This is a genomic window from uncultured Phenylobacterium sp. (assembly GCF_902826855.1).
Lineage (GTDB): Bacteria > Pseudomonadota > Alphaproteobacteria > Caulobacterales > Caulobacteraceae > Phenylobacterium.
In genome coordinates this window covers 1-25,076 of record NZ_CADEGK010000046.1, presented here as the reverse complement: position 1 = coordinate 25,076, position 25,076 = coordinate 1, and the positions used below count along the sequence as shown (strand labels likewise).

Annotated in this window: 15 protein-coding genes; 7 read left to right on the top strand and 8 right to left on the bottom strand. The window is 69.9% G+C overall.

Annotated features, from left to right (window positions below; genetic code table 11):
- Positions 1-339 precede the first annotated feature (339 nt).
- Genes QZV94_RS08735 through QZV94_RS08725 form a run of 3 tightly spaced genes read left to right on the top strand, consistent with a single transcriptional unit; the run spans position 340 to position 3,580 of the window.
- Positions 340-1,680 (top strand): efflux RND transporter periplasmic adaptor subunit, encoded by a 1,341-nt coding sequence (locus tag QZV94_RS08735; protein WP_293677429.1) that lies wholly within the window; start codon positions 340-342, stop codon positions 1,678-1,680.
- Positions 1,677-2,378 carry an ABC transporter ATP-binding protein gene (locus QZV94_RS08730; protein WP_293677428.1) on the top strand — a complete coding sequence of 234 codons (702 nt, stop codon included), beginning with the start codon at positions 1,677-1,679 and terminating at the stop codon, positions 2,376-2,378. The genes QZV94_RS08735 and QZV94_RS08730 overlap by 4 nt, the downstream gene beginning before the upstream one ends.
- Positions 2,378-3,580, top strand: a complete 1,203-nt coding sequence (locus QZV94_RS08725; RefSeq protein WP_293677427.1) for an ABC transporter permease — start codon at positions 2,378-2,380, stop codon at positions 3,578-3,580. Before QZV94_RS08730 ends, QZV94_RS08725 begins: the two co-directional genes overlap by 1 nt.
- 39 nt (positions 3,581-3,619) lie before the next feature.
- On the opposite strand, the gene QZV94_RS08720 is transcribed toward QZV94_RS08725, so the two are convergent.
- On the bottom strand, positions 3,620-4,051 hold the full coding sequence (locus QZV94_RS08720) for a hypothetical protein (protein ID WP_293677426.1): 432 nt from the start codon (positions 4,049-4,051) through the stop codon (positions 3,620-3,622).
- A gap of 163 nt (positions 4,052-4,214) precedes the next feature.
- Here QZV94_RS08720 and QZV94_RS08715 point away from each other — a divergent pair, with 163 nt between their 5' ends.
- On the top strand, positions 4,215-5,174 hold the full coding sequence (locus tag QZV94_RS08715) for a 1-phosphofructokinase family hexose kinase (RefSeq protein WP_293677425.1): 960 nt from the start codon (positions 4,215-4,217) through the stop codon (positions 5,172-5,174).
- A 22-nt stretch (positions 5,175-5,196) separates the two neighbouring features.
- Here QZV94_RS08715 and QZV94_RS08710 read toward each other — a convergent pair whose 3' ends face one another.
- From QZV94_RS08710 to QZV94_RS08700, 3 genes are all read right to left on the bottom strand, one after another.
- On the bottom strand, positions 5,197-5,430 hold the full coding sequence (locus tag QZV94_RS08710) for a hypothetical protein (RefSeq protein ID WP_293677424.1): 234 nt from the start codon (positions 5,428-5,430) through the stop codon (positions 5,197-5,199).
- A gap of 112 nt (positions 5,431-5,542) precedes the next feature.
- Positions 5,543-14,113, bottom strand: coding sequence for a glucoamylase family protein (locus QZV94_RS08705; protein ID WP_293677423.1), 8,571 nt, complete (start codon positions 14,111-14,113; stop codon positions 5,543-5,545).
- A gap of 358 nt (positions 14,114-14,471) precedes the next feature.
- A complete protein-coding gene (locus tag QZV94_RS08700) occupies positions 14,472-14,825 on the bottom strand; it encodes a PRC-barrel domain-containing protein (protein ID WP_293677422.1) in 354 nt (117 codons plus the stop codon).
- Between the two features lie 140 nt (positions 14,826-14,965).
- Here QZV94_RS08700 and QZV94_RS08695 point away from each other — a divergent pair, with 140 nt between their 5' ends.
- Complete coding sequence (locus QZV94_RS08695) at positions 14,966-15,484, top strand: BON domain-containing protein (RefSeq protein WP_293677421.1); 519 nt, start codon at positions 14,966-14,968, stop codon at positions 15,482-15,484.
- Between the two features lie 529 nt (positions 15,485-16,013).
- Here QZV94_RS08695 and ppsA read toward each other — a convergent pair.
- On the bottom strand, positions 16,014-18,458 hold the full coding sequence (gene ppsA / locus QZV94_RS08690; protein ID WP_293677420.1) for a phosphoenolpyruvate synthase: 2,445 nt from the start codon (positions 18,456-18,458) through the stop codon (positions 16,014-16,016).
- Positions 18,459-18,560: 102 nt separating this feature from the next.
- Positions 18,561-18,875, bottom strand: a complete 315-nt coding sequence (locus tag QZV94_RS08685) for a helix-turn-helix transcriptional regulator (protein WP_293677419.1) — start codon at positions 18,873-18,875, stop codon at positions 18,561-18,563.
- 251 nt (positions 18,876-19,126) lie between these two features.
- Here QZV94_RS08685 and QZV94_RS08680 point away from each other — a divergent pair, with 251 nt between their 5' ends.
- Together QZV94_RS08680 and QZV94_RS08675 are read left to right on the top strand one after the other, a co-directional pair.
- Positions 19,127-21,382, top strand: coding sequence for an MHYT domain-containing protein (locus QZV94_RS08680; protein WP_293677418.1), 2,256 nt, complete (start codon positions 19,127-19,129; stop codon positions 21,380-21,382).
- Between the two features lie 308 nt (positions 21,383-21,690).
- Positions 21,691-22,230: a CYTH domain-containing protein gene (locus tag QZV94_RS08675; RefSeq protein WP_293677417.1), complete on the top strand. Its 540-nt coding sequence runs from the start codon at positions 21,691-21,693 to the stop codon at positions 22,228-22,230.
- Between the two features lie 133 nt (positions 22,231-22,363).
- Here the strand turns inward: QZV94_RS08675 and QZV94_RS08670 are convergent, their stop codons facing one another.
- Entirely contained in the window at positions 22,364-23,563 is a 1,200-nt protein-coding gene (locus QZV94_RS08670) for an efflux RND transporter periplasmic adaptor subunit (protein WP_293677416.1), read from the bottom strand.
- A gap of 2 nt (positions 23,564-23,565) precedes the next feature.
- Positions 23,566-25,076: ABC transporter permease (locus QZV94_RS08665; protein WP_293677415.1), on the bottom strand; the 1,511-nt coding region annotated here is incomplete at its 5' end.

Sequence of the window (25,076 nt, the reverse complement as noted above, 5' to 3'; positions counted from 1 at the left end):
GCCAGTTCCGGCTGGCGGCGAGGCGCAGCCGCCGGCGAGAAGCGCCAGGGCGAGCACCACGGCGCGCCCGCTCCTCGGCGCCGATAGACGGCGAGCTGGGAGATGAACCAGCTGTCGAACGGGGCGACGCGTCCGTGCGGCTATGGCCATGGCGGCAGCCTCCATCGGCGTGAGCGTGGATCTGCAATGCGCGGAAATCGCCGTCCCTTCCTTGCGCGAAGTCAACTGGCCGAAGGGCCCGCTGCGAGGACCCAGCACGCCTGCTTTGGCGACCTCCAGGCGCCGACTGGGCGTTGACCCGCGTCAAGGCGGCGACCGGCCGGTGCGCAATGTTGCGCCATGGACCGCGTCGACCCCGATCAAGCGCGTGACGACGTCGTGTCCGCCGAGGCGTCCGGGACTCCGGCCGGCCAGGATGATCCGGCGACCGTCACCGCGTTGCTCGGCGAAGCCGCTAGGCCGCGCTGGATTCGCCCGGCCATGCTGGGCGCCGTCATCGTTGTGCTGCTCCTGTCCCTGGCCCTGCTCGCCCCGATCGCCCTGCGTCACCTGCAGCCCGTCGCGGCCAAGTACGAGACCGCCGCCATTCGCAGGGCCGACCTGACCGTGCTGGTAACCGTCACCGGAGCCCTGGCGCCGGTGAATCAGGTCGATGTCGGCAGCGAGCTCTCCGGGACCATCGCCTCCGTACGGGTCCAGGAGAACGATCGGGTCGCGAAGGGCCAGGTGATGGCCACCCTCGACACGGACCGATTGCAGGATCAGGTCGTCCAGACCCAGGCGGGCGTGGCCGCGGCGGAGGCGGGCTTGGCGCAGGCGGCGGCCACCCGCGGCGAGATGCGCCTCAAGGCGGACAGGCTGAACCGCCTGTTCACGATCTCCTCCGGGGGCTGGCCGGCGAAGGCCGACGTGGACGCGGCGGACGCCGCCCTGACCCGCGCCCGCGCCGCCGAGGCCGCCGCACGCGCGGCCATCACCCAGGCGCAGGCGAGCCTGAGGACCGCCCGCACCAGCCTGAGCAAGGCCGCGATCCGCTCGCCGGTCGACGGCGTGGTGCTCATCCGCAAGGCCGAGCCCGGCCAGACGGTGGCCGCCTCCCTCCAGGCGCCGGTCCTGTTCACCCTGGCGGAAGACATGCGGCGGATGGAGCTGCACGCCGACATCGACGAGGCCGACGTCGCCCAGGTGCACGAGGGACAGGAGGCGGTCTTCACGGTCGACGCCCATCCCGGCCGACAGTACCGCGCGCGGGTCACGCGCGTCGGCTTCGGCGCGCAGACCAAGGAAGGGGTCGTCACCTACACCGGGGTTCTGAGCCTCGACAACGCCGACCTGAGCCTTCGTCCCGGCATGACCGCGAGCGCTGACATCCGGTCGGTCACCCGCCGCGACGTGCTGCTGGTTCCGGAGGCCGCACTGAGGTTCACGCCGCCACGAAGCGGCGATAGCCAGGGCGCCTTGAGCCGGGCGCTTGTGCCCCGCATGCCGCGGCTGGGATCGCCACCCGTGCGCCGCTCGAGCGACGCCAGCCGGCAACAGGTCTGGGTGCTGGAGGGCGACCGCCCCAAGGCGTTGTCCGTCCACGTGGGCGCGTCCGATACGCGTGAGACCGAGGTGACCGGATCGGGGATCAGGGCCGGCCTGCCGGTGATCGTCGGCGCGGTGGAGGCGCCGTCGTGAGCCTTCCGCCACTGATCGAGCTCAGGGCCGTCACCAAGGTCTTCGGCGAGGGTCCCAGCGCGTTCCAGGCGCTTCGGGGGGTCGATCTGTCCGTCAGCCGCGGCGAGTTCGTGGCGATCATGGGCCCCAGCGGCTCGGGCAAGTCGACGGCCATGAACATCCTGGGCTGCCTGGATACGCCGAGCGCCGGCGCCTATCTCTACGAGGGCGTGCACGTCGAGGCGCTGGACCGCGGCCAGCGCGCGCGCCTGCGACGCCGGCATTTCGGCTTTGTCTTCCAAGGCTACAATCTCCTGCCCCGCACCAGCGCCCTGGAAAACACCGCCCTGCCCCTCATCTACCGCGGCCTGCGCGGGCCTGCGCGCCGCAAAGCGGCTCTGGAGGCGCTGGATCTGGTCGGCCTTTCGGCATGGGCGCGGCACAGCCCCGCAGAGCTGTCGGGCGGCCAGCAACAGCGCGTGGCGATCGCCCGGGCGCTGGTGAGCAACCCCACGGTGCTGTTGGCCGACGAACCCACGGGGAACCTCGACAGCGAGATGGGGCGCGGGATCATGGACCTGCTCACCGCGCTCAACGCCCGGAGCGGTCTGACCATCCTCATGGTCACGCACGAGCCGGACATGGCGGCCTATGCCCATCGGACCGTCCGCTTCCGCGACGGCCGGATTGCGGCCGACGACGCGCGTCAGGCGGCCTGATGCTCGCCTCGGCCATTGTCCTCGCCTTCCAGGCGATCCGCCGCAACCCCGCCCGGTCATTCCTCACGGTGCTAGGCGTTGTGATCGGGGTGGCGGCGGTCATCACCATGGTGACGCTCGGCCGCGGCGCGAGCCGCGCCGTGGCCGACCAGATCTCCAGCCTTGGGAGCAATCTCGTGGTCGTCCGGCCCGGCCAGCGCATGGGCCCGGGTGGCGAGCGCGCGCCGCAGTTCCGGGCAGCGGATATCCAGGCCATCCGAGCGAGGGTTGCCAGCGTGACGGCGATCTCGGGAGTCGAAACCGCCGGGGCGACCGTCGTCTACCGGGCGCACAACTGGTCGACGAGCATCGTCGGCGTCGACAACGACTACTTCCGCGCCCGGCAGCTCCGTGTCGCCTCGGGCCGCCTGTTCAGCGAGGCCGAGCAGCGCTCCGGCCGCCCGGTCTGCGTCGTCGGCGAAACTGTCCGGCGCGAACTGTTCGGGGCCGCCGACCCGCTCGGCGCCCGTGTGCGCGTGAAGGGCTTCTCCTGCGACGTGGTCGGGCTCCTCACCTCGACGGGTCAGGCGTCCATGGGCATGGACCAGGACGATCTGGTGATCATGCCGCTGAAGACCGTGCAGCGCCGGCTGGCCGGCTCGAACGACATCGGCCAGATCGTCCTCTCCGTGCGGGACCAGGAGAGCCTGGAGCGCGCCAAGGCCGAGCTGACCCAGGTGCTGCGCGAGCGCCGGCGGATCGCGCGAAACGAAGACGACAACTTCAACGTCATGGACACCCGTCAGATCGCCGACGCGCTGACGGGGACGACCCGGATCCTCACCCTGCTGCTGGGCGCAGTGGCGGCGGTAAGCCTCGTCGTGGGGGGCATCGGCATCATGAACATCATGCTCGTGTCGGTCACCGAGCGGACGCGCGAGATCGGAATCCGCCTGGCCGTCGGCGCGCTTGAGGGAGACGTTCTCCTCCAGTTCCTGGTGGAGGCGGTGACGCTGTCGGCCTTCGGCGGGCTGGTAGGCGTCGCCCTGGCCGCGGTGTCGTCGATCGTCCTGACCCGGATGATGGCCGTACCCTTCGCCTTCGATCCCGCCATCAACGCGGTGGCGTTCGGCGTCGCCGCCGCCATCGGGGTGGTGTTCGGCTACGTTCCGGCGCGCCGCGCCGCGCGTCTCGACCCGATCGTCGCCCTGCGGCACGAATAGGCCGCGGCCGCTGGATCAGCCGGGTTGGCCGGGAGGACCTTACTCGCGGCCGACGGCGCCCAGGAGCATCGAGATCCGACCGTCGCCCCACATGGGCAGCAGAAGCCGCGAATAGGGCTCCCGCGCCCCAGCCTCTTCGGCACGGAAACACGTGGGCCCCGCGCACTCGATAGTGACGCTGCATTGGGCGCGCAGGAAGGCGAAGGGATTGGCGAGGTCGGTTTCGTCCAGGAAGCGGCCTTCCAACTCCTGTCCTCCGATTGCTGCGCCCACTTGCGCGAACCGGAAGCGCTCGGGGTCCTGGAAGGCGTCGATCAGGAACAGTCGGGCCGTGAGGTCCGGCAGGTCCGACAACTTCGCGTCGTCCCAGAAGGGCATCGTCGCCGCCCCGCGCAGGAGACCGCGCCAGTAGGCGTGGACGCGCGCCAGGTCAGGGGCGAGACGCGCGGGGACGGTGAAGGGGTGTTTCATGGGAGTTGGCCCTGGGTGAAGTCCGCGCCGCGGCGCCGGATGCACATTCCGCTGAGGGCGCGTCCGGCGCCTTGATGCGGGTCAACCGACCGAGGTCAGCGTCTTGACGAGGCTCAAGGAAGCCGCCCGCTGTCCGTGCATCCTGCAGGCTTGGAGGCGCTCGATGCCCATCGTCCTGACCCGGACCGTCAATCCGGCCGTCGACATCTCCACCTCGGTGGCGCGGGTGGAGCCGAGCCGGAAGCTGCGTTGCACCGCCGAGAGCCGCGATCCCGGCGGTGGCGGCATCAACGTCGCGCGCGTCGCGCACCGGCTGGGGGCGCGGGCGGTCGCCATCTATCCCGCCGGCGGGTTCGTGGGTCAGCGTCTGGAGGCGCTCGTCCGGTCCGAAGGCGTCGAGAGCGTCGTCGTTCCCGTGCAGGATGAGACGCGGGAAGACCTCACCGTGCTCGACGAGACCACCCGCGAGGAATACCGCTTCGTGCTCCGGGGGCCGCATCTGCGCGACGCCGAATGGATGCGGTGCCTCAAGGTCCTGGCGGACCTCGATCTCAAGCCGGACTTCGTCTGCGCCAGCGGCAGCCTGCCGCCGGGCGCGCCTGAGGACTTCTACGCCCGCGTCGCGGAGATCGTCGAATGCCACGGCGTACCGTTCGCGCTGGACACCGCGGGCCCGGCGCTCAAGGCCGCACTCCGCGAGCGGATCCGCCTGATCAAGCCGAACCTGGCCGAACTCCGCGAACTCGTTGGCGGAGCCCTGGACGAGGATCGTTCTCTGATCGCCGCATGCCGGACCCTCGTCGCGGGAGGTCGCACGGAGATCGTCGCCCTGACCCTGGGCGCGCAGGGCGCACTGCTGGTGACGGCCGACGCGGCCTGGCGCGCGCAGCCTCTCCCGATCCGCCCCTTGAGCACGGTCGGCGCGGGCGACAGCTTCCTGGGTTCCATGGTCTGGGCCCTGTCGTCGAAGCTGAGCCTGGAGGAAGCCTTCCGCTACGGCGCGGCCGGCGGCGCCGCCGCGCTTCTCGCCCCGGCCACCGATCTGTGCCACGCGGCGAACGTGCGTCGCTTCCTGCCCCAGGTCGTCATCGAGCGGGTCAAAGAGGCGTCCGCCGTTCGCTGACGAGCGCGCGGGAGCCGGAGTGTCAGCTGAAGGGTAGGAAGCGGGGTCGCCGACGGGAGAAAGTCCGGATCTCCGGGGGACGCTCCTCGACCACCACCTCAACCGGCTCACCGCAGCGGCGAAGGGCGTCTGCGAAGCCATTGGCATGCCGCACGGCCAGCAGCTTCGAGCGGAAGGGCGTCATCATGCCCTCCCCCATCCGCACTGCCCAGCCGTAGGGCTCCTTCACCACCCGGAAGCTGATCGTCTGGTCCATCGTCCCGATCCGTGCAGACGCATCGCGACCCAGACCCCTCGGGTGTGGAAAGCCGCGCGCGTCCTGTCACCTTGCCGCGCCGGCAGGAGGTCGGCATTGATCAGGGTCAAGATCACGCGGTGCTTGTGGCCCGCGGCGCGGCCGGCGCCTGGGACATGGGCGCGCCGAGGCGAACTGTCAGTCGGTGGGCCCGGCCGTCGTCCTGCAACTGGACCTGGAGGGGCGTCGTGGACAACGGCTCACCGTCGAGCTCGGCGGACTTGACGCCGCGCGACACCGCGTCGGGGTTCTGGACCTCGACCTCATAGACGCTGGCCCCGTGGCGGAGGCGGACGCTGAAGCCCGGCCAGGCCTCAGGGACGCACGGGTCGACGGTCAGGAGTTCGCCGTGGCGGCGCAGGCCCAGGACGCTCTCGATCCCGGCCCGCTGCATCCAGGCGGCCGAGCCCGTGTACCAGGTCCAGCCGCCGCGGCCGACGTGGCCCGGAGCCGCATAGACGTCGCCGGCCATCACATAGGGCTCGACCTTGTAGCGATGTACGGCGGCCCGGTCGCGGGCATGGTTGATCGGGTTGAGCAAGGCGAAGAGTTCGACCGCTTTGGCGCCCTGGCCCAAGGCGGCGAGCGCCATCACCGTCCAGGTCGCGGCATGCGTGTATTGGCCGCCATTCTCGCGCAGGCCCGGCGGGTAGGCCTTGATATAGCCAGGGTCGAGCGCGGTCTTGTCGAAGGGCGGCGTGAACAACAGTGCGAGCTTCTCGTCCTCCAGGATCAGGTCCCGCTCTACGGCCGCCATAGCCATGGCGGCCCGGTCCGGCGCCGCCACCCCGGACAGCACCGCCCATGACTGGGCGATGGAGTCGATCCGGCACTCGTCGTTGCTCACCGAACCGAGCGGCGCGCCGTCATCGAACCACCCCCGGCGGTACCATTCGCCGTCCCAGGCATGGCGCTCAAGCGCCGCAGCAAGCGCCTCGGCATGGGCCCGCCATGCGCCCACCCGCGCGCTGTCGCCACGCGCCGCGGCCAGGGGCAGAAAGGCCGACAGCGTCGAATGGAGCAGCCAACCCAGCCAGACGCTTTCGCCCAGCCCTCGTTCGCCGACACGGTTCATGCCGTCGTTCCAGTCCCCGCCGCCGATCAGGGGCAAGCCGTGTCCGCCAAGGTCCAGGCTGTGGTCGAGCGCGCGGGCGCAGTGTTCGTAAAGGCTTGCGTTCTCGCTGGATATCGCGGGCTGGAAGAAGGCCTCCGCCTCATTCGGCTCCAACGGCGGACCCTCGATGAACGATACCATTTCGTCCAGGACGCCGGCGTCCCCCGTCGTCTGCACGTAGTGCGCTGCGCCATAGGCCAGCCACACGCGGTCGTCGGAAATCCGGGTGCGCACGCCCTGGCCCGAGTGCGGCAGCCACCAGTGCTGGACGTCGCCCTCAATGAATTGCCGGGCGGCGATCCTGAGCAGATGCCCGCGCATGATTCCAGGCTCGGTCGCCACCAGGGCCATGGAGTCCTGGAGCTGGTCGCGGAAGCCATAGGCTCCGCTGGCCTGGTAGAAGCCGGACCGCGCCCAGATGCGACAGGCGAGCGTCTGGTACAGCAGCCAGCCGTTCAGCAGGATGTCCATGGACCGGTCCGGGGTCTTCACCTGCACGGCCCCGAGGATCCGATCCCAATGGCCCCGCACCTCCTTAAGGACCGTCTTCAGATCTGCGCTCCGATAGCGGCCGATGAGGGCCTGCGCCTCCGCTTCGCCGACCCCTTCGCCCAGGAGGAAGACGACCTCGCAAATCCCGTCCGGCGGGAGATCGATCGTGGCCTGCAGGGCCGCGCAGGGATCGAGGGCGGCCCCGAGCGCGCCCGAGAGCGGGCCGCCCGCGACCAGCGCCGCCGGCGACGCGAGCGATCCGTTGCGACCGATGAACTCGCGCCGGTCGCCCGTCCAGCTGCTCTGCCGTCCCCCCAGGTCGGCGAAGGCGACCGGCGCTCCGAACGCCGGGTTCCACGGGTTGCTGGCCAGGATGGCGCCGGTGACCGGATCGGCGCGGGTGGTCGTGAACGGGGCGACCGCGGCGCGCGACGGACCCAGGACCCATTCAACGTAGCCGGTGACAGATAGGCGCCGGGCGCGGCCCGAAGTGTTGCGGATGCGCAGGCGCGACACCTTCACGGGGTCGACCAGCGGCACGAACTGCAGCAGCTCCAGGTCGACGCCATGGGCGCTGTGCTCAAACCGGCTGTACCCGCGGCCGTGGCGGGCCACATAGGTCCCCGCGTCGTGCCGGATCGGCGAGGCCGTGGGGCTCCAGATTTCCCCGGTTTCCTCGTCCCTCAGGAATAGCGCCTCACCCGCGGGGTCGGCGACCGGATCGTTGGACCAGGGCGTGAGCTGGTGCTCGCGGCTGTTCTGGGCCCAGGTGCAGCCAGCTCCATCTGCGGAAACCTGGAACCCGAAGCCGGGATTGGCGATCACGTTGATCCATGGCGCGGGCGTGGCCTGGCCGGGCGACAGGACGGTGACGTACTCGCGCCCCTCGTCGGCGAAACCGCCGAGGCCGTTGAAGAACTCCAGCTGCGGCATCGGGCGGGACGGTGGCGGGAGGGCGGGCGATCGCCGCCGCGGCGCCGCGGGCCAGGGAACCGCAGTCTCCGAGACCCGGTCCAACTGTTCGCTCAAGCTGCCGCCCTGGCCGATGAGCACGACGCGGGCGACCGAGATGATCAGGTCGCGGGTCTCAGGCGCGACGAGGTCGGCCCTGAGCACCATGGTGCGTCCGGCCGGCCCCTGCTCGCCATGCGCCTGTCCGGCCCGGACCAGGGCCTCAAGAGCCACCTGCAGGTCCTGCACGTAGGACGCGCCGCGCTCGTTCAGCAGCACGAGATCGAACACGAGACCCTTCGCGCGCCAGTATTCGCTGGCCTTGACCAACTGGCGCGCCAGCTTGAGTTCATGGATGTCGGCGATCCGCACGAGGACGATCGGCACGTCTCCGGAAATCCCTACCCGCCAGAGGTCCGGCTGGCCGCCGGCCCCCTTCAGCACGATATCGGAAGAGGGCCGCAACGCGGCCCCGGCGTACACGATGTGGCCAGCCAACTGCTGGAACAGCGCCGCCTCGCCGCGATCGATACCGAGATGGTGCAGTTGGACCAGCGCCTGTGTCCACGCCAGGTTCGCAGCGCGATCGAAGGCGGCCGGGTCGTGGTGCTTGTCGATCAGATCGAGGAGCGCCCTGCGCGACGGGGCGGCCAGGGTCCAAAAAGCGATCCGGGCCGTGCCGCCGGGCGCGATCCGCACGCGCCTGCGGAGTGCGAAGGCCGGATCGAGGACCGTCCCCGTCACGCCGCCGAGGGCGGCGCCATCGACTATCCGTTGCGGCGCACGGAGGTCGCGACCGCGCCCGAGGATCTGCGCCCGATCCGTGCCAAACTCCGGTCGGCCGATGGCGTCCGCTTCGACCACCGCGACCTGGCCGATCCAGACTTCCGGATCGCCAGGGGACCGCCGACGCCGCGTCGCCACCAGCGCGCCGAGGCCCGGGAGGTGCTCGGTCACCACGAACAGCTTCGAGAACGCCGGGTGGGCGACGTCGGCCGCCTGGGCGGCCAGGGCCAGTTCGGCATAGGCGGTGACGTCGAGCTCCCGCGCCGCGAAGCCGTGGTTCGTGATGGAGATCCGCCGGACCTCCGCATCGTCCTCGGCGGAGACAAGCACGTCCAAGGCGGTCGTCAACGCGCCGTCCCGCCGGACGATCTCGCAGCGATCCTCATTGAAGGTGACCTGATAGGCGTCAGGCTCAACACCGGTCGGCTGATAGCCCGCCGACCACACAACCCCCGAGCGGACGTCGCGAAGGAAGATGTGCGGGCCTAGCACATCGCAGGTGCTGTCCTCGCGCCAGCGGGTCACCGCTACGTCCCCCCAGCGGCTGTAGCCGGACCCCGCCGCCGTCAGCATGACGCTGTAGCGGCCATTCGAGAGCACATGGACGGCAGGCGTGGGCGTGTGCGGGCTGTGAAAGCGTCGCGCGCCGGGCGTCTCCATCGCGTCGACGTGGGTGGCGAACCGCTTCCGCGCGATCCAAGGCTGACTGAGCACCACCTCGCGCGGCATGCGCTCCTCAAGCAACAGCTCGGTCGCGCGGACCATGGGCTCGGCGTGGAAGTAGTCCTGCATCGCGCCGTCGGAGAGCGCGTTGGCGATCGCCACGATCGTCATGCCCTGATGGTGGGCCATGAACGCGCGCACGAGGGCGTAGCGCTGGCCGTCGGGAACGCGGGTGGGCGTATAATCCAACGCCTCATAGAACCCGTAGCGTCCGCGGGCGCCCAGCGCTTCGAGGTGCTCCAGGTTCCGCGCCGCAGCCTTCGGGTCCACCATGGCCGCCAGGGCGGTTGCGTAGGGCGCCACCACGACGTGATCGTCGAGGCCGCGCTTGAGGCCCAGGCTGGGCACCCCGAAGCTCAGATACTGGTAGGTGAACTCCAGGTCGCGCGCGTTGTAGGCCGACTCGGACATGCCCCACGGGACCTTGAGGCTCGCCGCGTACTCGACCTGCCGACGCACCGCCAGCCGATCGGTCTGGTCGAGCAGGCTGCCCGGCGGCGCCCGCATGACCAGCGACGGCATCAGGTATTCGAACATCGAGCCGGACCAGGAGATCAGCGCCGCGCCGTGCGCCACCGGCGTCACCGCATGGCCCAGCCGGAACCAGTGCCGCGCCGGCGCATCGCCCTTGGCGATGGCGAGGAAACTGGCGAGCCGCGCCTCCGAACCCAGCAGGTCGTAGCAATTCTGATCGAGTTCGCCCTCGGTGGCGCGGTAGCCGATCGACAGCAGCATGCGCTCGGGGTCGAGCAGGAAGCCGAAGTCCATCTCGAGGGCCATGCGTCGCGCCTGTTCGGCGATTGCCGTCAGGCGTTCCACCGGCACGCCCTGGAGGTCGCGCTGGTGGCTCGAGATCGCGCGGCCGATGGCCTGCGCCCAGAACAGAAGATCGTCGCCGGCCGGATCGCCCCGGTCGATCGCCACGGCCTGGACCGCATCCGCCAGCCGCGCCGCCTGGGCTGCGAGGGCCGCCCATCGCTCGGCGGTCGGCGGTCCGGCCGCCCTCGCCGCTTCAAGAGTCCGGCGTACCCGTTCGGACTCGCTGTCGAAATGCCGCCATGTCGCCTCGCCACCCGGCGACGACTTACGCAGCGCCTCGGCTTCATCGACCAGGATGGCGAGCGCGTCGGCCACCCCGGCGAGGGTCTGCGCGTGGTCAGGGCGCGCCGTCCACTGTCGCGCCGCGTTGGCGACCGCGATCAGGTGGCCGGCGAGGTTTCCGCTGTCCACCGAGGAGACGTACGGCGGATCAAGCGGCCGCAGATCCTGGGTGGCGTACCAGTTGTAGAAGTGACCGCGGAAGCGGGCCATCCGACCCATGGTCGCGAACGTCGCTTCCAGCCGCTCGACTGCCTCGGCGGTCCCCAGCCACCCGCAATCGCGCGCCGCCGCCGTGGAGAGCAGATAGAGGCCGATGTTGGTCGGTGACGTCCGGTGGGCCACCGCCGCGGGGTCCTCCTGGAAGTTGTCGGGGGGCAACATGTTGTCCGCCGCCGTCACGAAGGCTTCGAAGAACCGCCAGGTCCGCCGCGCCGTCAGCCGCAGCCGCCGCAGGTCGGCCTCGGAGGGTGGGAATCGGCCCGCCGGTGGCGGCGGCCGGCTTGCCAGCAGCGCGATGCCCGGTGATGCGATCCACGCGGCGATGAACGGCGCGGCCATGATCCAGGCGCTGGAGCGGGCGAGCCCGAGGAGGCCCAGCGTGAGCACCCCGAGCGCCACCGCGGGCGCCATGCGGCGATAGAAGCTCGGCAAGTCCAAGCGAAGGCCCGCGGCGGCCTGCGCGGCGGGAACCCATTGCAGGAGGCGGCGGCGCGAAACGAACAGCCGCCACAGGGTGCGCGCGATAGCGTCACCCATCAACCACGCCTGATGCGCCAGCAGAGTGGTGACCAGCGCACCCTGGACGAGGGCCAGGCGCAGGTCGGCCTCCAGGCTGTGGAGCCGGGCCCGGAGCGGCACACCGGGTCGACGCCGGGTCAGCGAAGCCGCGACCGGGATGAGCGGGGGCAGCGCGAACGTGGTCAGAACGAAGAGGGTCCAGAGCGCCGCCGCCGGCAGCGGCAGGAGCCACCCGGCCCACAGACTGGCCAGGCTCAGGCCCGGCGACAGGGTTCGGCGCAGGTTGTCGACCATCTTCCAGCGCCCGATCGCCGGAACAGTCGACACAGCCTGACCTGGTACGGGCGCGAGCCCGAGGATCCACGGCAGGAGCTGCCAGTCGCCCCGCGCCCAGCGGTGATGGCGCGCGGTGGCGACGTCATAGCGGTCGGGGAAATCCTCCACCACCTCCACATCCGACGCGAGGCCGGCTCGCGCGAAGATCCCTTCGAACAGATCGTGGCTGAGCAGTGTTGAATCGGGGATCCGGCCGCGCAGCGCGGCCTCGAACGCGTCGACGTCGTAGATGCCCTTGCCGGCGAAGGAGCCTTCCCCGAACAGATCCTGGTACACATCCGAGATCGCGGCCGCGTAGGGGTCGATGCCCCCGATGCTGGAGAACACCCGGCGGAATAGGGAGCCCTCGCCGCCGGACGGCAGGGCCGGCGTGATCCTCGGCTGCAGGATGGCGTAGCCTTCGGTGACCAGGCCGGTCGTTTCGTCCAGATGTGGACGGTTCAGGGGATGGGCCATCTTGCCGATCAGGCGGCGGATGGTCTCGCGGGGCAGCTTGGTGTCGGCGTCGAGGGTGACGACGTAGCGGACGCTGCGTGGAACAACCTGGCCTTCGATCGGAAGGAAGCTCGTGTCGCGTGCGTCGCGCAGCAGCCGGTTGAGTTCGTGCAGCTTGCCGCGCTTTCGCTCCCAGCCCATCCAGCAGGCTTCGCCCTCGCTCCATAGGCGCCGCCTGTGGAGCAGCAGGAAGCGGTCTCCGCCCGATGCGGCCCCGTACTTGCGGTTCAGGCGCGTAACGCCCTCGACAGCGCTGCGGAACAGCGCGGCATCGGAGTCGGTCACCTCACGATCGGCGTCGCGCCAGTCGGAGAGCAGTGCGAAGTGCAGGTGACCTTCCGGACTGGAGAGGTAGTGGATCTCCAGCCGCTCGATCTGCGCCTCGAGGTCCGCCGCGTCGGTGAGCAACACCGGGACCGCCACCAGCGTCCGCAGCCTCTGCGGGACACCGCCCTTCAGCTCCAGAGCGGGGAGCGGAACAGCCCGGAACCCCCGAGTGACGCCTCGGTTGACCAGGGCGACGGCGGCGTCCAGGGCCGGAAACACCCCAAGAGCCGCCAGGACGCCAAGCCAGGGCGCGCCCGTCCCCATCGCCCACAGCGCGCCCAGAGGCAGCGCCAGCAGGATCGCAGTCGCCGCAAGGATGGCCGCGACGTAGGCGCCGATCCCGAGCCCGCGCACGGCCCGACCCGGCCAGTGTCGGACAGGGGCACGAAAGCCGATTGAGGCTTCGAACTCGCCCCGTCCAGCCGCGACAAGATAGTAGCCGGGATCGCAGCGGCGGCCCTCGCCGGAAATGTCGTCGACAGACCGGATCGCCTGGACGACCCGCCGCGCCACGTCGAGTTCGCTGCGTCTGGAGCCGCGCGCCAGCTCCTCGATCGCCTTGCGGTAGAGGTTGCGGGTCGGGAAATCCATGTCGGCGAAGGCGCTGCCCGCCTTCAGGACATCATCGACAAGGCTGACCCCCTCGACCTGTTCGGCCCAATCGACGTCGGAGATCAGGCGCAGGCTGGTCACGATGTTGCGCACGGTGCCGCTGGCGGCCACCTGCCGTTGCTGTTCGTCGCGGATGACCTGATCGGCGGCGGCGCCCTGCCGCGCCAGTTGGGCGTCCAGCCAGGTCAGCGCCGGCGCCCCGGCCGCATCGTCGTGGCGCAGGCGTTGGTGCATCTGGACGACGAAGGCGTCCGCTAACCGACCACGCTCGTACGGACGCAGCACGTCCTCACAGCGCTCTACGGGCCGATCGCCCGCTCCCAGCACGCGGTCGCAGCAGTCATCGGCCTGGGCGCGCGCCCAGCGGCTGATCACGATCCGCTCGGCGATCCGGCGCAGGTTCTCGATCAGCACGATGCGCAGCGTGATCGCGACGGCCCAGAGCTCGCCGATCGTCAAGGGCTGGACGTCCTGATAGGCGCGCAGGAAGTGGCGCAGCAGGTCCGGGTCGAAGCGGCTGTCGGTGTGCGCCACGAACGCCCAGGCAATGCCGAACACGCGCGGATAGCCGGCCAGATGGCCCTGGGCGACTTTTCGGAGCTGACGATAGTAGCTGGCGGGAAGGTCGAGCCGGACTTCCCGGACCTGCTTCTCGACCAGGTGGAAATTGTCGATCAGCCATTCGGCGGCGGGCGTGATGCTGGCGCCTTCGTCGAGCGCCTGAATCGTGTCGCGATAGGCTTCCAGCAGCAGCGCCTGGTTCTGCGCAAGGCGGCGGACGAGGGGGCGGCCCCGGCCTTTCCGCCCGAGGCCCTGGGCCTCGGCCAGGCTGCGGGCGTGCGCTTCCAGCCGCTCGGCGCTGAACAGTTCGCCCCGGACCGGGGCCGCGCCGTCCCAGGCGACCCGGGGTCGATGGGTTTTCCGGGCACGCCCGGTCAGGAACGGAGTCTTCCTGCGGCGGGCGGGCACCTGCGCACCTCTTTCGGCGTGTGGGGGATATTCGCCCGGCAGGACACCGCGTCCGCGGCGCTCGCGCATTGACGGGGATCAACGCCCCCGCGCCCGGACCGATCGCCAACCCCATTGAGCCCACTCCGTCGTCGCGGCGACGGTGACATTCATGGCCGCGGCCGCTTGTCCGTGGATTTTGCGGGCTCCGGCCACCTTCCGGCGATGACTTCGAGAATCGCCACGGCCCCGGCGCGCAGGAAGGCCAGAATCTCGCACATCCCGCGCCACCAGCGGCGCAGGCGCACGAGGACCCGCAGCCGGGATCTCCGCGGCGAGCGGCCGGGCGCGGGGAGCCTCGGCGTGGTCCGGGGCGGGCTCACACGGACCAATACGGCTCGACGCCGTAGTAGGCGTGGACATCCTCGCGCCACTCGATCTCGTCTTCGACCTCTTTGTCGGCGACGTGATGCCCGCCCTCGATCTGTTTGCGGGTCAGCGAAACACGAAAGCCCTGCTTGGCAGGGTCGTAGTCGAGCTTGCTCCACGGTATCGGATAGTACTGTTCGCCGATGCCGAGGAATCCATCATGCGCCATGAGCGCATAGACGGTCGCGCCCGTGGCCTTGTCGATCATCAGGTCGGCGATCTTGCCCAGCTTCTCGCCGGCGGTGGAAAACACGGGTTGACCATCCACGCGACTGGCGGTGATCAAGTGATGGGATGCGCCCATGGGGCCTCCGGGTGGTCCGGCCAGGACGAGGGTCCCGACGACCTCAGCAAGATCGTCCCTGACGCGGCCGACGGCGTTGATCCTGCTCAACTGACCTTTCGACAGCGCATCGTGCAGGCGCCGGCGGTAAGTCGCGCAGCATGTTGACCCAGCGCAAGGCGGCCGAGGGCGAAGGGGCCATGCTCCGCACCAAGGAGCTCGATATGGACAGCCGGACCCTGCAGGACATCGTCGACATCGAGGTGCAACGCCTGGGCGGTGGAGCGCCGATCTGCGCCAAGGTCTCCGACGGCGTGGTGACCCTCAGCGGCGCCGTCCAGGACGACGTACGACGGATCGTGATTGAACAGGAGCTCCTGCGACGGCCCGAAGTCCTCGATGTCCACAACCATCTCCAGGTCCCGCCGCCGATGGGCGATACCCAGACCCAGCTCCTGGCGCTGCTGGAGCGCGACCACGTGCCCGCCGTCGGACTGCAGATCGAAGCGGAAGACGGAGCGGTCACCCTTTCCGGCGCCGCGGCCAACTGGTTCGACCGAGACGCCGCCGAGCGGTTGGCCTGGGCCCTGCCAGGGGTCCGCTCGGTGGAGAACCGCATCGCGCTGCCGCCCGGCGCGGTCCAGCCCGATACGGACGCCGTCGGCGACCCGCCGGCCTGATCGGGATCAACTCCGACCATGCCGCGATGCCTCAGCAGTTTGCCCGGCAGGCCGCGTCAACCTTCCCCACCAGGACTCCAAGTTGTTCTCTTGCGCCCTGCAAAGCGTGACGCAACCGGTCGCGATCGATGTCGGGGGCGCGTGACACTTGGTCGGCGGTGGAAAGGTATAGGGACAGCGCGCATAGCGCGCCGTCCATCTCGTCCGTGAGGACCGATGGAGACGCGTCCGGCGCACCGGGCTTCGACGACAGGGCAGGCGCGGCTGGCACCGGCTTGCGCATCGGTCGGCGCCTCCGAGCGCCGTCCTACAGCTGGGGCACAGCTCGAGCGTGTGGGCAAATCGACCGAGGGTGAGCCCGGATCGATACGGACACAAGAGCGCACGTGGCCAGATGGCGGAGCGCCATCAGCACCTCGGCCGGAGCGTCCGCCTCGCCCGCCACGCTGGCCAACGCGGCGAACTCGGCCACGCCTCCGAACCGAAAGACAGCGGGCGCGAGACCTGACCGGAGGGTCAGGCATAAAGGTTAGGCTCCGACGGCTTCGGTCACGGGAAGGTTGCGCGGCGCGGGGGGCGACTGGAGCGCCTCGGCTTCACGAACCACGGCCAAGGTCCGCGGCAGGCTCTGGGGATTGACGCTCATCGAGTCGATGCCAAGGTCCGTAAGGAAGGCCGCGACCTCGGGATAGGTCGCAGGCGCCTCGCCGCAGATGCCCACGTGACGACCGTTCCGATGTGCGCCGGTCACCGCCTGCCGCAGCATCTCCAGGACGCCCGGATCACGCTCGTCGAAATCGAAGGCCACGGTCTCGGAATCCCGGTCCACGCCCAGCACCAGCTGTGTGAGGTCGTTGGAGCCGATCGAGAAGCCGTCGAACAGCTTGGCGAAGGCGTCGATCTGGATGACGTTGTTGGGAATCTCGCACATCACGTAGACCTCCAGCCCGTCGTCGCCGCGCTTCAGGCCGTTGGCGGCCATGGCAGCCAGCACGCGCTCCGCCTCCCCGGTGCGCCGGCAGAACGGCACCATCACCTTGAGATTGGTCAGACCGAACGTCTTGCGGACGCGTGCGAGCGCCTCGCACTCGAGCGCGAACCCCTCGGCGTAGAGCGGATGGGCGTAGCGGGCGGCCCCCCGGAAGCCGAGCATCGGATTCTCCTCGACCGGCTCGAAGGGGCGTCCACCCAGCAGCCTGGCGTACTCGTTGGTCTTGAAGTCGGAGAGCCGCACGATCACCGGGCGCGGATAGAAGGCCGCGGCGATGACGCCCGCGCCCTCCGCCAGCTTCTCCACGAAGTATTGCCGTGGCGAGGCGTAACCTTTGGTCCGCCGGTCGATGGCGGCGCGCTCACGCGCCACCGCCACACGCTCCGGATGGATGGCGGCCATCGGATGCAGCCGGATCTGCTCGCCGATGATGAATTCCAGCCGCGCGAGTCCGACCCCGGCGCTCGGCAGCTGGGCGAACCGGAACGCCAGGTCGGGCTGCGCCATATTCAGCATGATGTGCGTCTTCGGCTGCTTCAGGTCCGCGGCCCTCAGGCGCTGCACCTCGAACGGCACGTCGCCCTGGTAGACCCGACCGGCCTCGCCCTCGGCGCAGGAGACCGTCACGCGGGCTCCGTCATGCAGGCGCGTGGTCGCGTCGCCCGCTCCCACCACCGCCGGGACGCCCCGCTCGCGGGCCACGATCGCCGCGTGGCATGTGCGTCCCCCACGGTCGGTGACCACTGCACTGGCGCGCTGCATCACCGGCTCCCAGTCGGGGCTGGTGGCGGCGGCGACCAGCACTTCGCCGGGCTGAAAAGCGGCGAGATCGGCCGGACCACGGATCACCCGCACGACGCCGCTGGCGATCCGCTCTCCGACCGCCTTTCCGGACGTCAGAACGACCCCTGAACCCGTGAGCCGGAACGTCTCGATATCCGCGCCGCGCTGGGAGGCCACCGTCTCAGGCCGCGCCTGGACGATGTAGAGCCGCCCGTCCGTCTCGTCCTTGGCCCATTCGATGTCCATGGGCGTCGGTCGTCCGGCGCGCTTGGAGTAGTGGTCCTCGATGCGCATCGCGACGTCGGTGAGCGACAGAACCTCCGCGTCGGTCAGGCAGTAGCGCTCGCGCCGCACCCGCGAGACCGGAAGCGTGAGCAGGCCGCCGCCGCCACCCTTCGGGTCACAGACGATCCGGGTCTGCTTGGCTCCGAGACTGCGCCGCAGGACCGCACGGAAACCCTGCCGGAAGGTGGGCTTGTGGACGTAGAATTCGTCTGGGTCGACGCGCCCCTGGACCACATTCTCGCCCAGGCCATAGGCGCCGGTGACGAACACCACGTCACGGAATCCGCTCTCGGTGTCCAGGGTGAAGATCACCCCGCTCGCCGCATGGTCTGAGCGAACCATGCGCATGACCGCTACCGAGAGCGCGACCTTGAAGTGATCGAACCCGTTGTTGGCGCGATAGACGATGGCGCGGTCGGTGAAGATCGAGGCGAAGCAGCGGCGGCAGGCCTCCACCAGTTCGTCCTCGTCCCGGATGTGCAGGAAGCTCTCGTGCTGGCCGGCGAAGCTGGCCGTCGGCAGGTCCTCGGCGGTCGCCGAGCTGCGCACGGCGACATTGAGACCGGCGCCGGCAGTCTGCTGCAACAGGCGGTAGGCGGCGACGATCTGGGCTCGCAGGGCCTGGCCGCCCGTGGCCTGGTAGACGATCTCACGGGCCTGCGCCGCGCGCCGGCCAAGCTCGGCCACGTCCTCGATGTCAAAGGCGAGCAGTTGCCGCAGTGTCGGCCAGGCGTCCGCCTCCGTCAGCGCGTCCCGATAGGCGGCCGCGGTGATCGCGAAGCCGTCGGGGACACGCACCGCCTGGTCGCGAAGCAGGCGGCAGAGTTCTCCCAACGACGCCGTTTTGCCGCCTACGCGCGGAACATCGCCCAGTGTGAGAGCGTCGAAGGGCGCGATGTAATCCGCATGGGACATGTCCGGCTCCAGACCTGATCTGACGCCGAAGGATGAACCTGGGGCACGCCGTCCGCCTTGAGCAGGGTCAACACCGAGCGGAACGCGGCGCCAACTGCAGGGTCAAAGGCCCGTTTGCACCTGTGCCGCGCCGCCCTCTTCAGAAATGCCTGATTTGCGCGCCCGGCGATCTGGCCGCGGACTTTGTGCGACCAGCGGGAGTTCGAGCCCCTCGAAGAAGTAGCCGACCTGAACGTCCAGCGCCCGCGCGAGACGCCCGATCATGCCAGCCGACATCCTGTTCGCCGCAGTCTCGTACTTCTGGATCTGCTGAAACCGGACGCCGCACAAAGCCCCTAACTCTTGCTGCGTCATGCCAAGCAGTCGACGACGCCGACGCAATCGCTGGCCCAGATGCAAGTCAATCTCTTCACTCATGCCTGAGCGCTCCGCCTGGACGCTCATTGAGCCCCGCGAGTTTAGGCAGACATTGATCTGCGACAAAATGTCCCAAAGAGTTTCGCGCGCGACAACCGCCCTTCCAGACACGGGCGATCCAGGCCCCGGCATGTCAACCGGGCATGCAACTTTAAGAAGTTGTTATCCTGAGTCAAAGCGATCGGTTGATTTCCATCAAGGTGAAAAACCTCCGGTCGGCTACCTGTGGCCGCGCCTTGAGGAGGGCGTCCATGTTTGCCGTGCTGGGTTGCCTTGAGGATCACGATTGGCGACTCATGGCGGCGGGGACGGCGATCTGCATCGTGGCAGCCGCCGCCGCGTTCGGCTTCCAGACCCTGTCGCGGCGCGCCTGGGGCGACATCCGCACGCTCTGGCTGGGGTTGACGGCGCTGGTCGCGGGTTCGGGCGTCTGGGCGATGCACTTCATCGCCATGCTGGCCTACCAGCCGGCCCTGCGAGCCGGATACGATCCGGTCCTGACGGTGCTATCCCTCCTGCTTGCCGTGCTTGGCATGAGCATGGCCTTCACCGCCTCCATCCGTCCCGAACGAGGAGTGCGCTGCATGGCCGGCTCCCTGGCCGGAGGCGGGATCGTCGCCATGCATTATCTTGGCATCGCCGCTCTGCGTGTGCCGGCGACCTTCGTCCTCAGCCCATCGTGGACGGCTGGAGCGCTCGCCGTCGGGCTCGCCGGCGCCACCCTCGCCTTCTGGGCGCGAGGACGGTTCACCGGTGGGCGAGGCTGGGCGGCGGCCACGCTTCTGTTCAGCGTGTCCGCCTGCGGTCTTCACTTCGGCGCCATGGTGGCGATGCAGGTGACGCTCGATCCCAGGATCGTGATCCCGCCGGAAGCGATCGGGCGCGGGGTGCTCGCCGGCGCGACCACGGCGCTGGCCGCGGTCATTCTCGCGGTCGCCCTGGCCCTGATCTGGGTGGAGCGGATGGGCCGACGCGTGACGCTGGCCGCTCTGGTCGAGGCGTTGCATGCGGTGCCTACAGGTCTGGCCGTATTCGACGCCGCGGATCGCCTGGTGACCTGCAACCGCAGTTGGACCGCCCTATCAGACGAGGTGGGGGCCCCGTGCGATGTCGGGGCGACCCGCCGCGGGATGTTCGAGGCGGCGTTGCGGCAAGGCTGGTTCATCAACGGCCCGCCGGTTGCGGAACGACGGTTCGCAGCGTCCCACCGGGAAAGCACGGTCACCGAGCTGCAGCTCCCCGGCGGCCGGCGGTTGACCCTGGAGGGATTCCGTTCCGCCGATGGCGGCAGCATCGGGGTCATTCGTGACGTCACGGCGGAGAAGCAGGAAGCTGAGCGCCTCGCAGCCGCACGGGATGCCGCCGAGGCCGCCAGTCAGGCCAAGAGCGCCTTTCTCGCCAACATCAGCCATGAGATCCGCACGCCGCTGAACGGTCTGCTCGGGATGGCCGAGGTCCTCGCCTACACCGAGCTGACCGCGCAGCAGCGCAAGTTCCTGGTGACGATCAGGGAGTCCGGCGAGCACCTTGACAGCCTGCTCTCCGATCTCCTCGATCTGGCGCGCGTTGAGGCCGGGGCCGAGGTTCTCGACGAGCAGACGACTGACATCGCGGAACTCGCAGCCTCGGTACGGGATCTCCTTGAGCCCCGGGCGAGCGAGAAGGGCCTGTCGCTGGTGCTCGATGTGGCGCCTGGCGCCGACGCCCTGGTGAGTTGCGATCCGAAGCGCCTGCGCCAGGCTCTGACGAATCTCGTCAGCAACGCCGTCAAATTCACCGACCAGGGCTTGGTGACAATCAGCCTCCGGCGCGAGGGCGACGATCTCCTGTTTGCCGTGCGCGACACCGGCTCCGGCTTCGATCCCCTCTTGAAGTCCAAGCTTTTCCGGCGGTTTCAGCAGGCCGATGACGGTCTGAGCCGCGCGCATGGCGGTGCGGGTCTCGGCTTGGCGCTTTGCGACCATTACGTCCGGCTGATGGGCGGCGAACTGGACTGCGACAGCGCGCAGGGCGTCGGGTCGACGTTCCGGTTTCGCCTGACCCTGCCCGTTTGCGCCAGCCCGACGGCTGCGGATGGGCCCGCGGCCGAGCTTCCCGGCGCGCCGGCCGGGGGGCCTCGGGTCCTTGTGGTCGATGACAATCCGATCAACCGCCAGGTGCTTGGGCTCATGCTCGAGGCCCTCGGGTTCGACAGCGAAGGCGCGGAAAATGGCGAGCTTGCCGTGGGCATGGCGAAGTCCGGCCGCTTCGACGCCGTCCTGATGGATCTGCAGATGCCGGTGATGGACGGCCTGGAGGCGATTCGCCGGATCCGGTTCTGGGAGCGAGACGCCGGACGCGGTCGCCTGCCGATCTGGATTGTTTCGGCCAACTGCCTGGCGGAACACGTCTCGGCGGGGGCTGCCGCCGGGGCCGACGGCCACCTTGCCAAGCCGGTCTCGGTCGCTCAATTGGCCGCGACGATCGCGGCCTGGCAGGCGGAACAGCCTCTGGCGGACGTCGCCTAGACATTGGAATAGCTGAGCGGAATGTCAGCGACCTGCGCTGGCGTCCGGCGACGCTGACGCGAGCGCCGCAGCCCGGGGCCCAGGCCGCCAAATCTACGCCCTTGCGCCCGTGCAGAGGGCCGCGTCGCCGCTACGGGCCCAGGTGCTCTCGGGCAATGCCCTACTGCAGGAGTCAGATTCTCAGGCTTGATATGCGTCAAGGCGCGGCGTCAGTTGCGCGGCTACTTCGCCGCCCATGCTCCCGGGTTCTCACTTCCAGCAGTTGCTGCTGGCGGCGGCCGACCAGCCCGCGCCCCTTGGAGGGACAGATGGCCCTGGAAATCGAGCGTAAGTTTCTGACAAGCAGCGCGGCTTGGCGTGACCACGTCGTGCGTAGCGAGCGCATCGTGGACGGCCTCCTGGCCACCTCCAAAGGTCGCAAGGTGCGTGTGCGGCTGTACGCCGACCGGGCGACCCTGGCGATCAAGACCCGCAAGAAGGGGCGCGTTCGCTTTGAGTTCGAATACGAGATACCGGCTGCGGACGCGCAGCACATGCTGAAGAGTGAATGCGGCCGCAGCACCTTGGCCAAGACCCGCCACTACGTTCCCCATGCGGGCAAGACCTGGGAGATCGACGAATACGAGGCGCCGCTCAGAGGGATCGTCTTGGCGGAAGTCGAACTGGCCGACGTCGATGAGGTGTTTTCCCTCCCGGTGTGGGTAGGACGGGAAGTCACCGAGGATCCGGCTTTCCGCAAAACACGCCTCTTCGCAGAGCGCGCCGAACGGAAATTCAAGACAGCGCGCCGACGACCGGGTTCGGCGGCCCCCAGCACTGGCCGAAAGCGGTCAATCAAGGTCGTTTGAGGACCCCTTCCCGAGCAAAGGCTGCAGCTGCAGGCCCGCCAAGGCGAATTTCCGAACGGCATGGTCACCTGGCCCCAGGCAGCAAGCAGAGCGAGGTCGGCGTCTCACCTTGAGTCCGCGCAAAGCGCCGCGGTCAGCTTGCCCGCGCCCGGACCCTCACCCCGTCCACGACCTTGTCCGACGGGAACACAATCACGCGATCGCCGCCCTTGAGCCCGCTACGGATCTCGGCCTCTCGGTCCGTCATGGCCCCCACGGCGACCGGGGTCAGCCGCGCGCGGCCCTCCCCGATCCGGAACACCGCCCAGCCGCCGTCCGCGCGAACGAGGGCGCCGAGCGGGGCCTTCACTGCCTTGGCCTCCTGGCGCAGGAACACGCGCCCCCAGACGCGGTAGCCAGGCCCGATCCGCGACCATGAGACGGGGCTTCCTTCGAACTGCAGCAGCACCAGCACCCGCTGCTCCTCAACACCCAGCGCAGAGACCTTGGTGAAGCCCTGCGGCTCCACCCTCCGCACGATTGCGGGAATGGAGCCCTGGCCGCCCCAGTCGTACAACTCGGCGTGCATCCCCTCGCGGATGCGGACCGCGTCCTGGGTCAGGAACTCGATCGCAGCTTCCAGCCCGCTTTGGTCGGCGATCTCCACCAGCGGAGCGCCCATGGCGACCGTCCGCTCGCTTTCCTGCAGCACGCGCGTCACGTAGCCGGACGCCGGCGAAGGCACCGGCACGGCGCGGCCGTCCTGCGCCTCCGGTCCGAGCAAGGCCGACCCGGCGGCCGCCAGCTCCGACCTGCGGACGCCGAACTGTGCCGCCGCCGAACGCACCGCCGCGCGCGCGGCGCGGGCCTGGGCCTCGGCCGCATCCAGCGCCTGGCGCGCGGCGAACCCCTTGGCTGCCAGGGTGCGCACGCGGGCCAGGTCGGCGTCGGCCTTCCTCGCCTCTGCAGCGAACCGGTCCTGCTCGGCGGCGGCGGCGGCGACGGCGGCCTGAGCGGCGGCGATCGCCGCCTGCGCCTGGGCGCGCGACCGGGGGTCCAGCAGGTCCGCGCTCGCCGGTCGGATGCGCGCCACCAAGGTAGAGCCAGCCGCAACCCGGTCCCCCACGTGAAGGTCGACGCGCTGGAGCCGGCCGGAGACGGGCGCGGCGACGATATAGGCCTCCCGCACCCGCGCCACCCCCTGGTCGGCGACGCTGTCCGCGATCGCGCCGATCCGGACAGTCTCGACGTCGACGTCGACCGGCCGGGGCGCCAGCAGGAGCCCGAGCATGACCGCCACGACGGTCGTGGCCGCTGCGCCCAAACCCCATCTCGCCCATTTGAGCTTGGCCATCGCTAGTCCCTCGTCTTCAGCACGGCCACGAGGTCGAAGCCCCAGATGCGGCGCGCCACGAGCACGCCGGCGACCGTCACGGCCGCAAGGTAGGCCATAAGCGAGATCCCGTAGCTCCGGGCGCCGATGATCGCCGGCAACCTCACCTCGTCGCGTGAGTAGGCCGCCACCAGCCCATGGGCCAGCGCCTGGCCGCCCAGTATGCCGAGCGGAATCGCCGCAAGGGCCAGCACCGCCAGCTCACCGGCGAGGATGTAGGCGCACTCGCCCCGGCCGAAGCCCAGCACGCGCAGGGTGGCCAGGTCGCGGGCCCGTTCCGAGAGCGCAATGCGGCTGGTGTTGTAGGCCACGCCGAAGGCGATGGCCCCGGCGAAGCCCACGTAGAAGCTGATCGTCACGCGGAACGCCTCGGCCATGGCCTGCCGCCAGCTCGCCACAGTCTCGTCGCGGGAGGACGAGCCGACGATCTGCGGCGTGCGCTCGATCGCGCGATAGAACTCCGGCCGGCGGTCGGCGGCCACCTGCAGGTGCGCGCCGCTGGCGAGATCGCCCTCCCCCATCAGCTCGTTCAGCCGCCGGCGGTCCATGTAGGCCGAGAAGCCACTGTAGTCGCGGGCGAGGCCCGTCACCGGGAGAACCGCTGCCGCGCCCCGCCCATCGATCACCTCGACGCGGACATCATCTCCGGCATCCAGCCCCAGTCGATCGGCGAGCGCCTCGCTGAGGATCAAGCCGCGCCCGCGGAAGGGGACCCGGCGGCCTCCTGGATCCAACGGCCGGTCGAAGCGCCCATCCGGCCCGAGACCGACGACGCGGGTCAACTCTTCGCGCCCATTCGCCTTCAGGCGCGCGGCCACGATCCGGACGGGCTCGGCGGCGAACACGCCCGGCAATCGCGCTGCCTCGCCCAGCGCCGCGATGTTCCGCGGCTCTGCGAAGCTGATCGCCTCGCTCCAGCGCTGGGTGCGATAGTAGGCTTGCTCGACGACCTTATCGAGGCTGTCGAACAGGAACTGGGTTCCGACCAGCAGTGCCAGGCTGGCCGCCAGGCCCAGCGTGGCCAGCAGGCTCCGGACCGGGAAGCGCTCCAGATTGCGGACGATCACCCGCGTCGCCTGGTCGACGGCCGGGCCTCGTATCAGGCGGTCGAGCGGACCGGCGCGGTAGGTCGCCGGCCGCAGGGGTTGCATAGCCACGGCCGGGGAGAGCGCCGCGGCCCGCCGCACCGCCGCCAGCGAGCCGGCCATGGTCGCCGCCACCGCGACGGCGGAGGCGGCGGCGAACGCCAGCCAATGGAAGCGCACCGCCAGCACCGGGAAGCGGAAGTACTCTCGGTACTGGTCGACGATCGCGGCGCCCAGCGTCGCGCCGACGAGCCCCCCCCCCAACGCGCCAGTGAGGCCGATCGCCGCCGCCATCTGCAGGTAGGGGGTCGCCGCCTCGCCGTTCCGGTAGCCGAATGCCTTGAGCCGCCCGATCCGCTCGCGCTCGCCGTCCACCAGACGCGCGACGC

Excerpts from the sequence above, each read along its gene's own strand:
- QZV94_RS08735 (WP_293677429.1), top strand. The coding sequence starts at position 340 with ATGGACCGCGTCGACCCCGATCAAGCGCGTGACGACGTCGTGTCCGCC.
- QZV94_RS08725 (WP_293677427.1), top strand. The coding sequence starts at position 2,378 with ATGCTCGCCTCGGCCATTGTCCTCGCCTTCCAGGCGATCCGCCGCAAC.
- QZV94_RS08720 (WP_293677426.1), bottom strand. The coding sequence starts at position 4,051 with ATGAAACACCCCTTCACCGTCCCCGCGCGTCTCGCCCCTGACCTGGCG.
- QZV94_RS08715 (WP_293677425.1), top strand. The coding sequence starts at position 4,215 with ATGCCCATCGTCCTGACCCGGACCGTCAATCCGGCCGTCGACATCTCC.
- QZV94_RS08710 (WP_293677424.1), bottom strand. The coding sequence starts at position 5,430 with ATGGACCAGACGATCAGCTTCCGGGTGGTGAAGGAGCCCTACGGCTGG.
- QZV94_RS08700 (WP_293677422.1), bottom strand. The coding sequence starts at position 14,825 with ATGGGCGCATCCCATCACTTGATCACCGCCAGTCGCGTGGATGGTCAA.
- QZV94_RS08695 (WP_293677421.1), top strand. The coding sequence starts at position 14,966 with ATGTTGACCCAGCGCAAGGCGGCCGAGGGCGAAGGGGCCATGCTCCGC.
- ppsA (WP_293677420.1), bottom strand. The coding sequence starts at position 18,458 with ATGTCCCATGCGGATTACATCGCGCCCTTCGACGCTCTCACACTGGGC.
- QZV94_RS08685 (WP_293677419.1), bottom strand. The coding sequence starts at position 18,875 with ATGAGTGAAGAGATTGACTTGCATCTGGGCCAGCGATTGCGTCGGCGT.
- QZV94_RS08680 (WP_293677418.1), top strand. The coding sequence starts at position 19,127 with ATGTTTGCCGTGCTGGGTTGCCTTGAGGATCACGATTGGCGACTCATG.
- QZV94_RS08675 (WP_293677417.1), top strand. The coding sequence starts at position 21,691 with ATGGCCCTGGAAATCGAGCGTAAGTTTCTGACAAGCAGCGCGGCTTGG.
- QZV94_RS08670 (WP_293677416.1), bottom strand. The coding sequence starts at position 23,563 with ATGGCCAAGCTCAAATGGGCGAGATGGGGTTTGGGCGCAGCGGCCACG.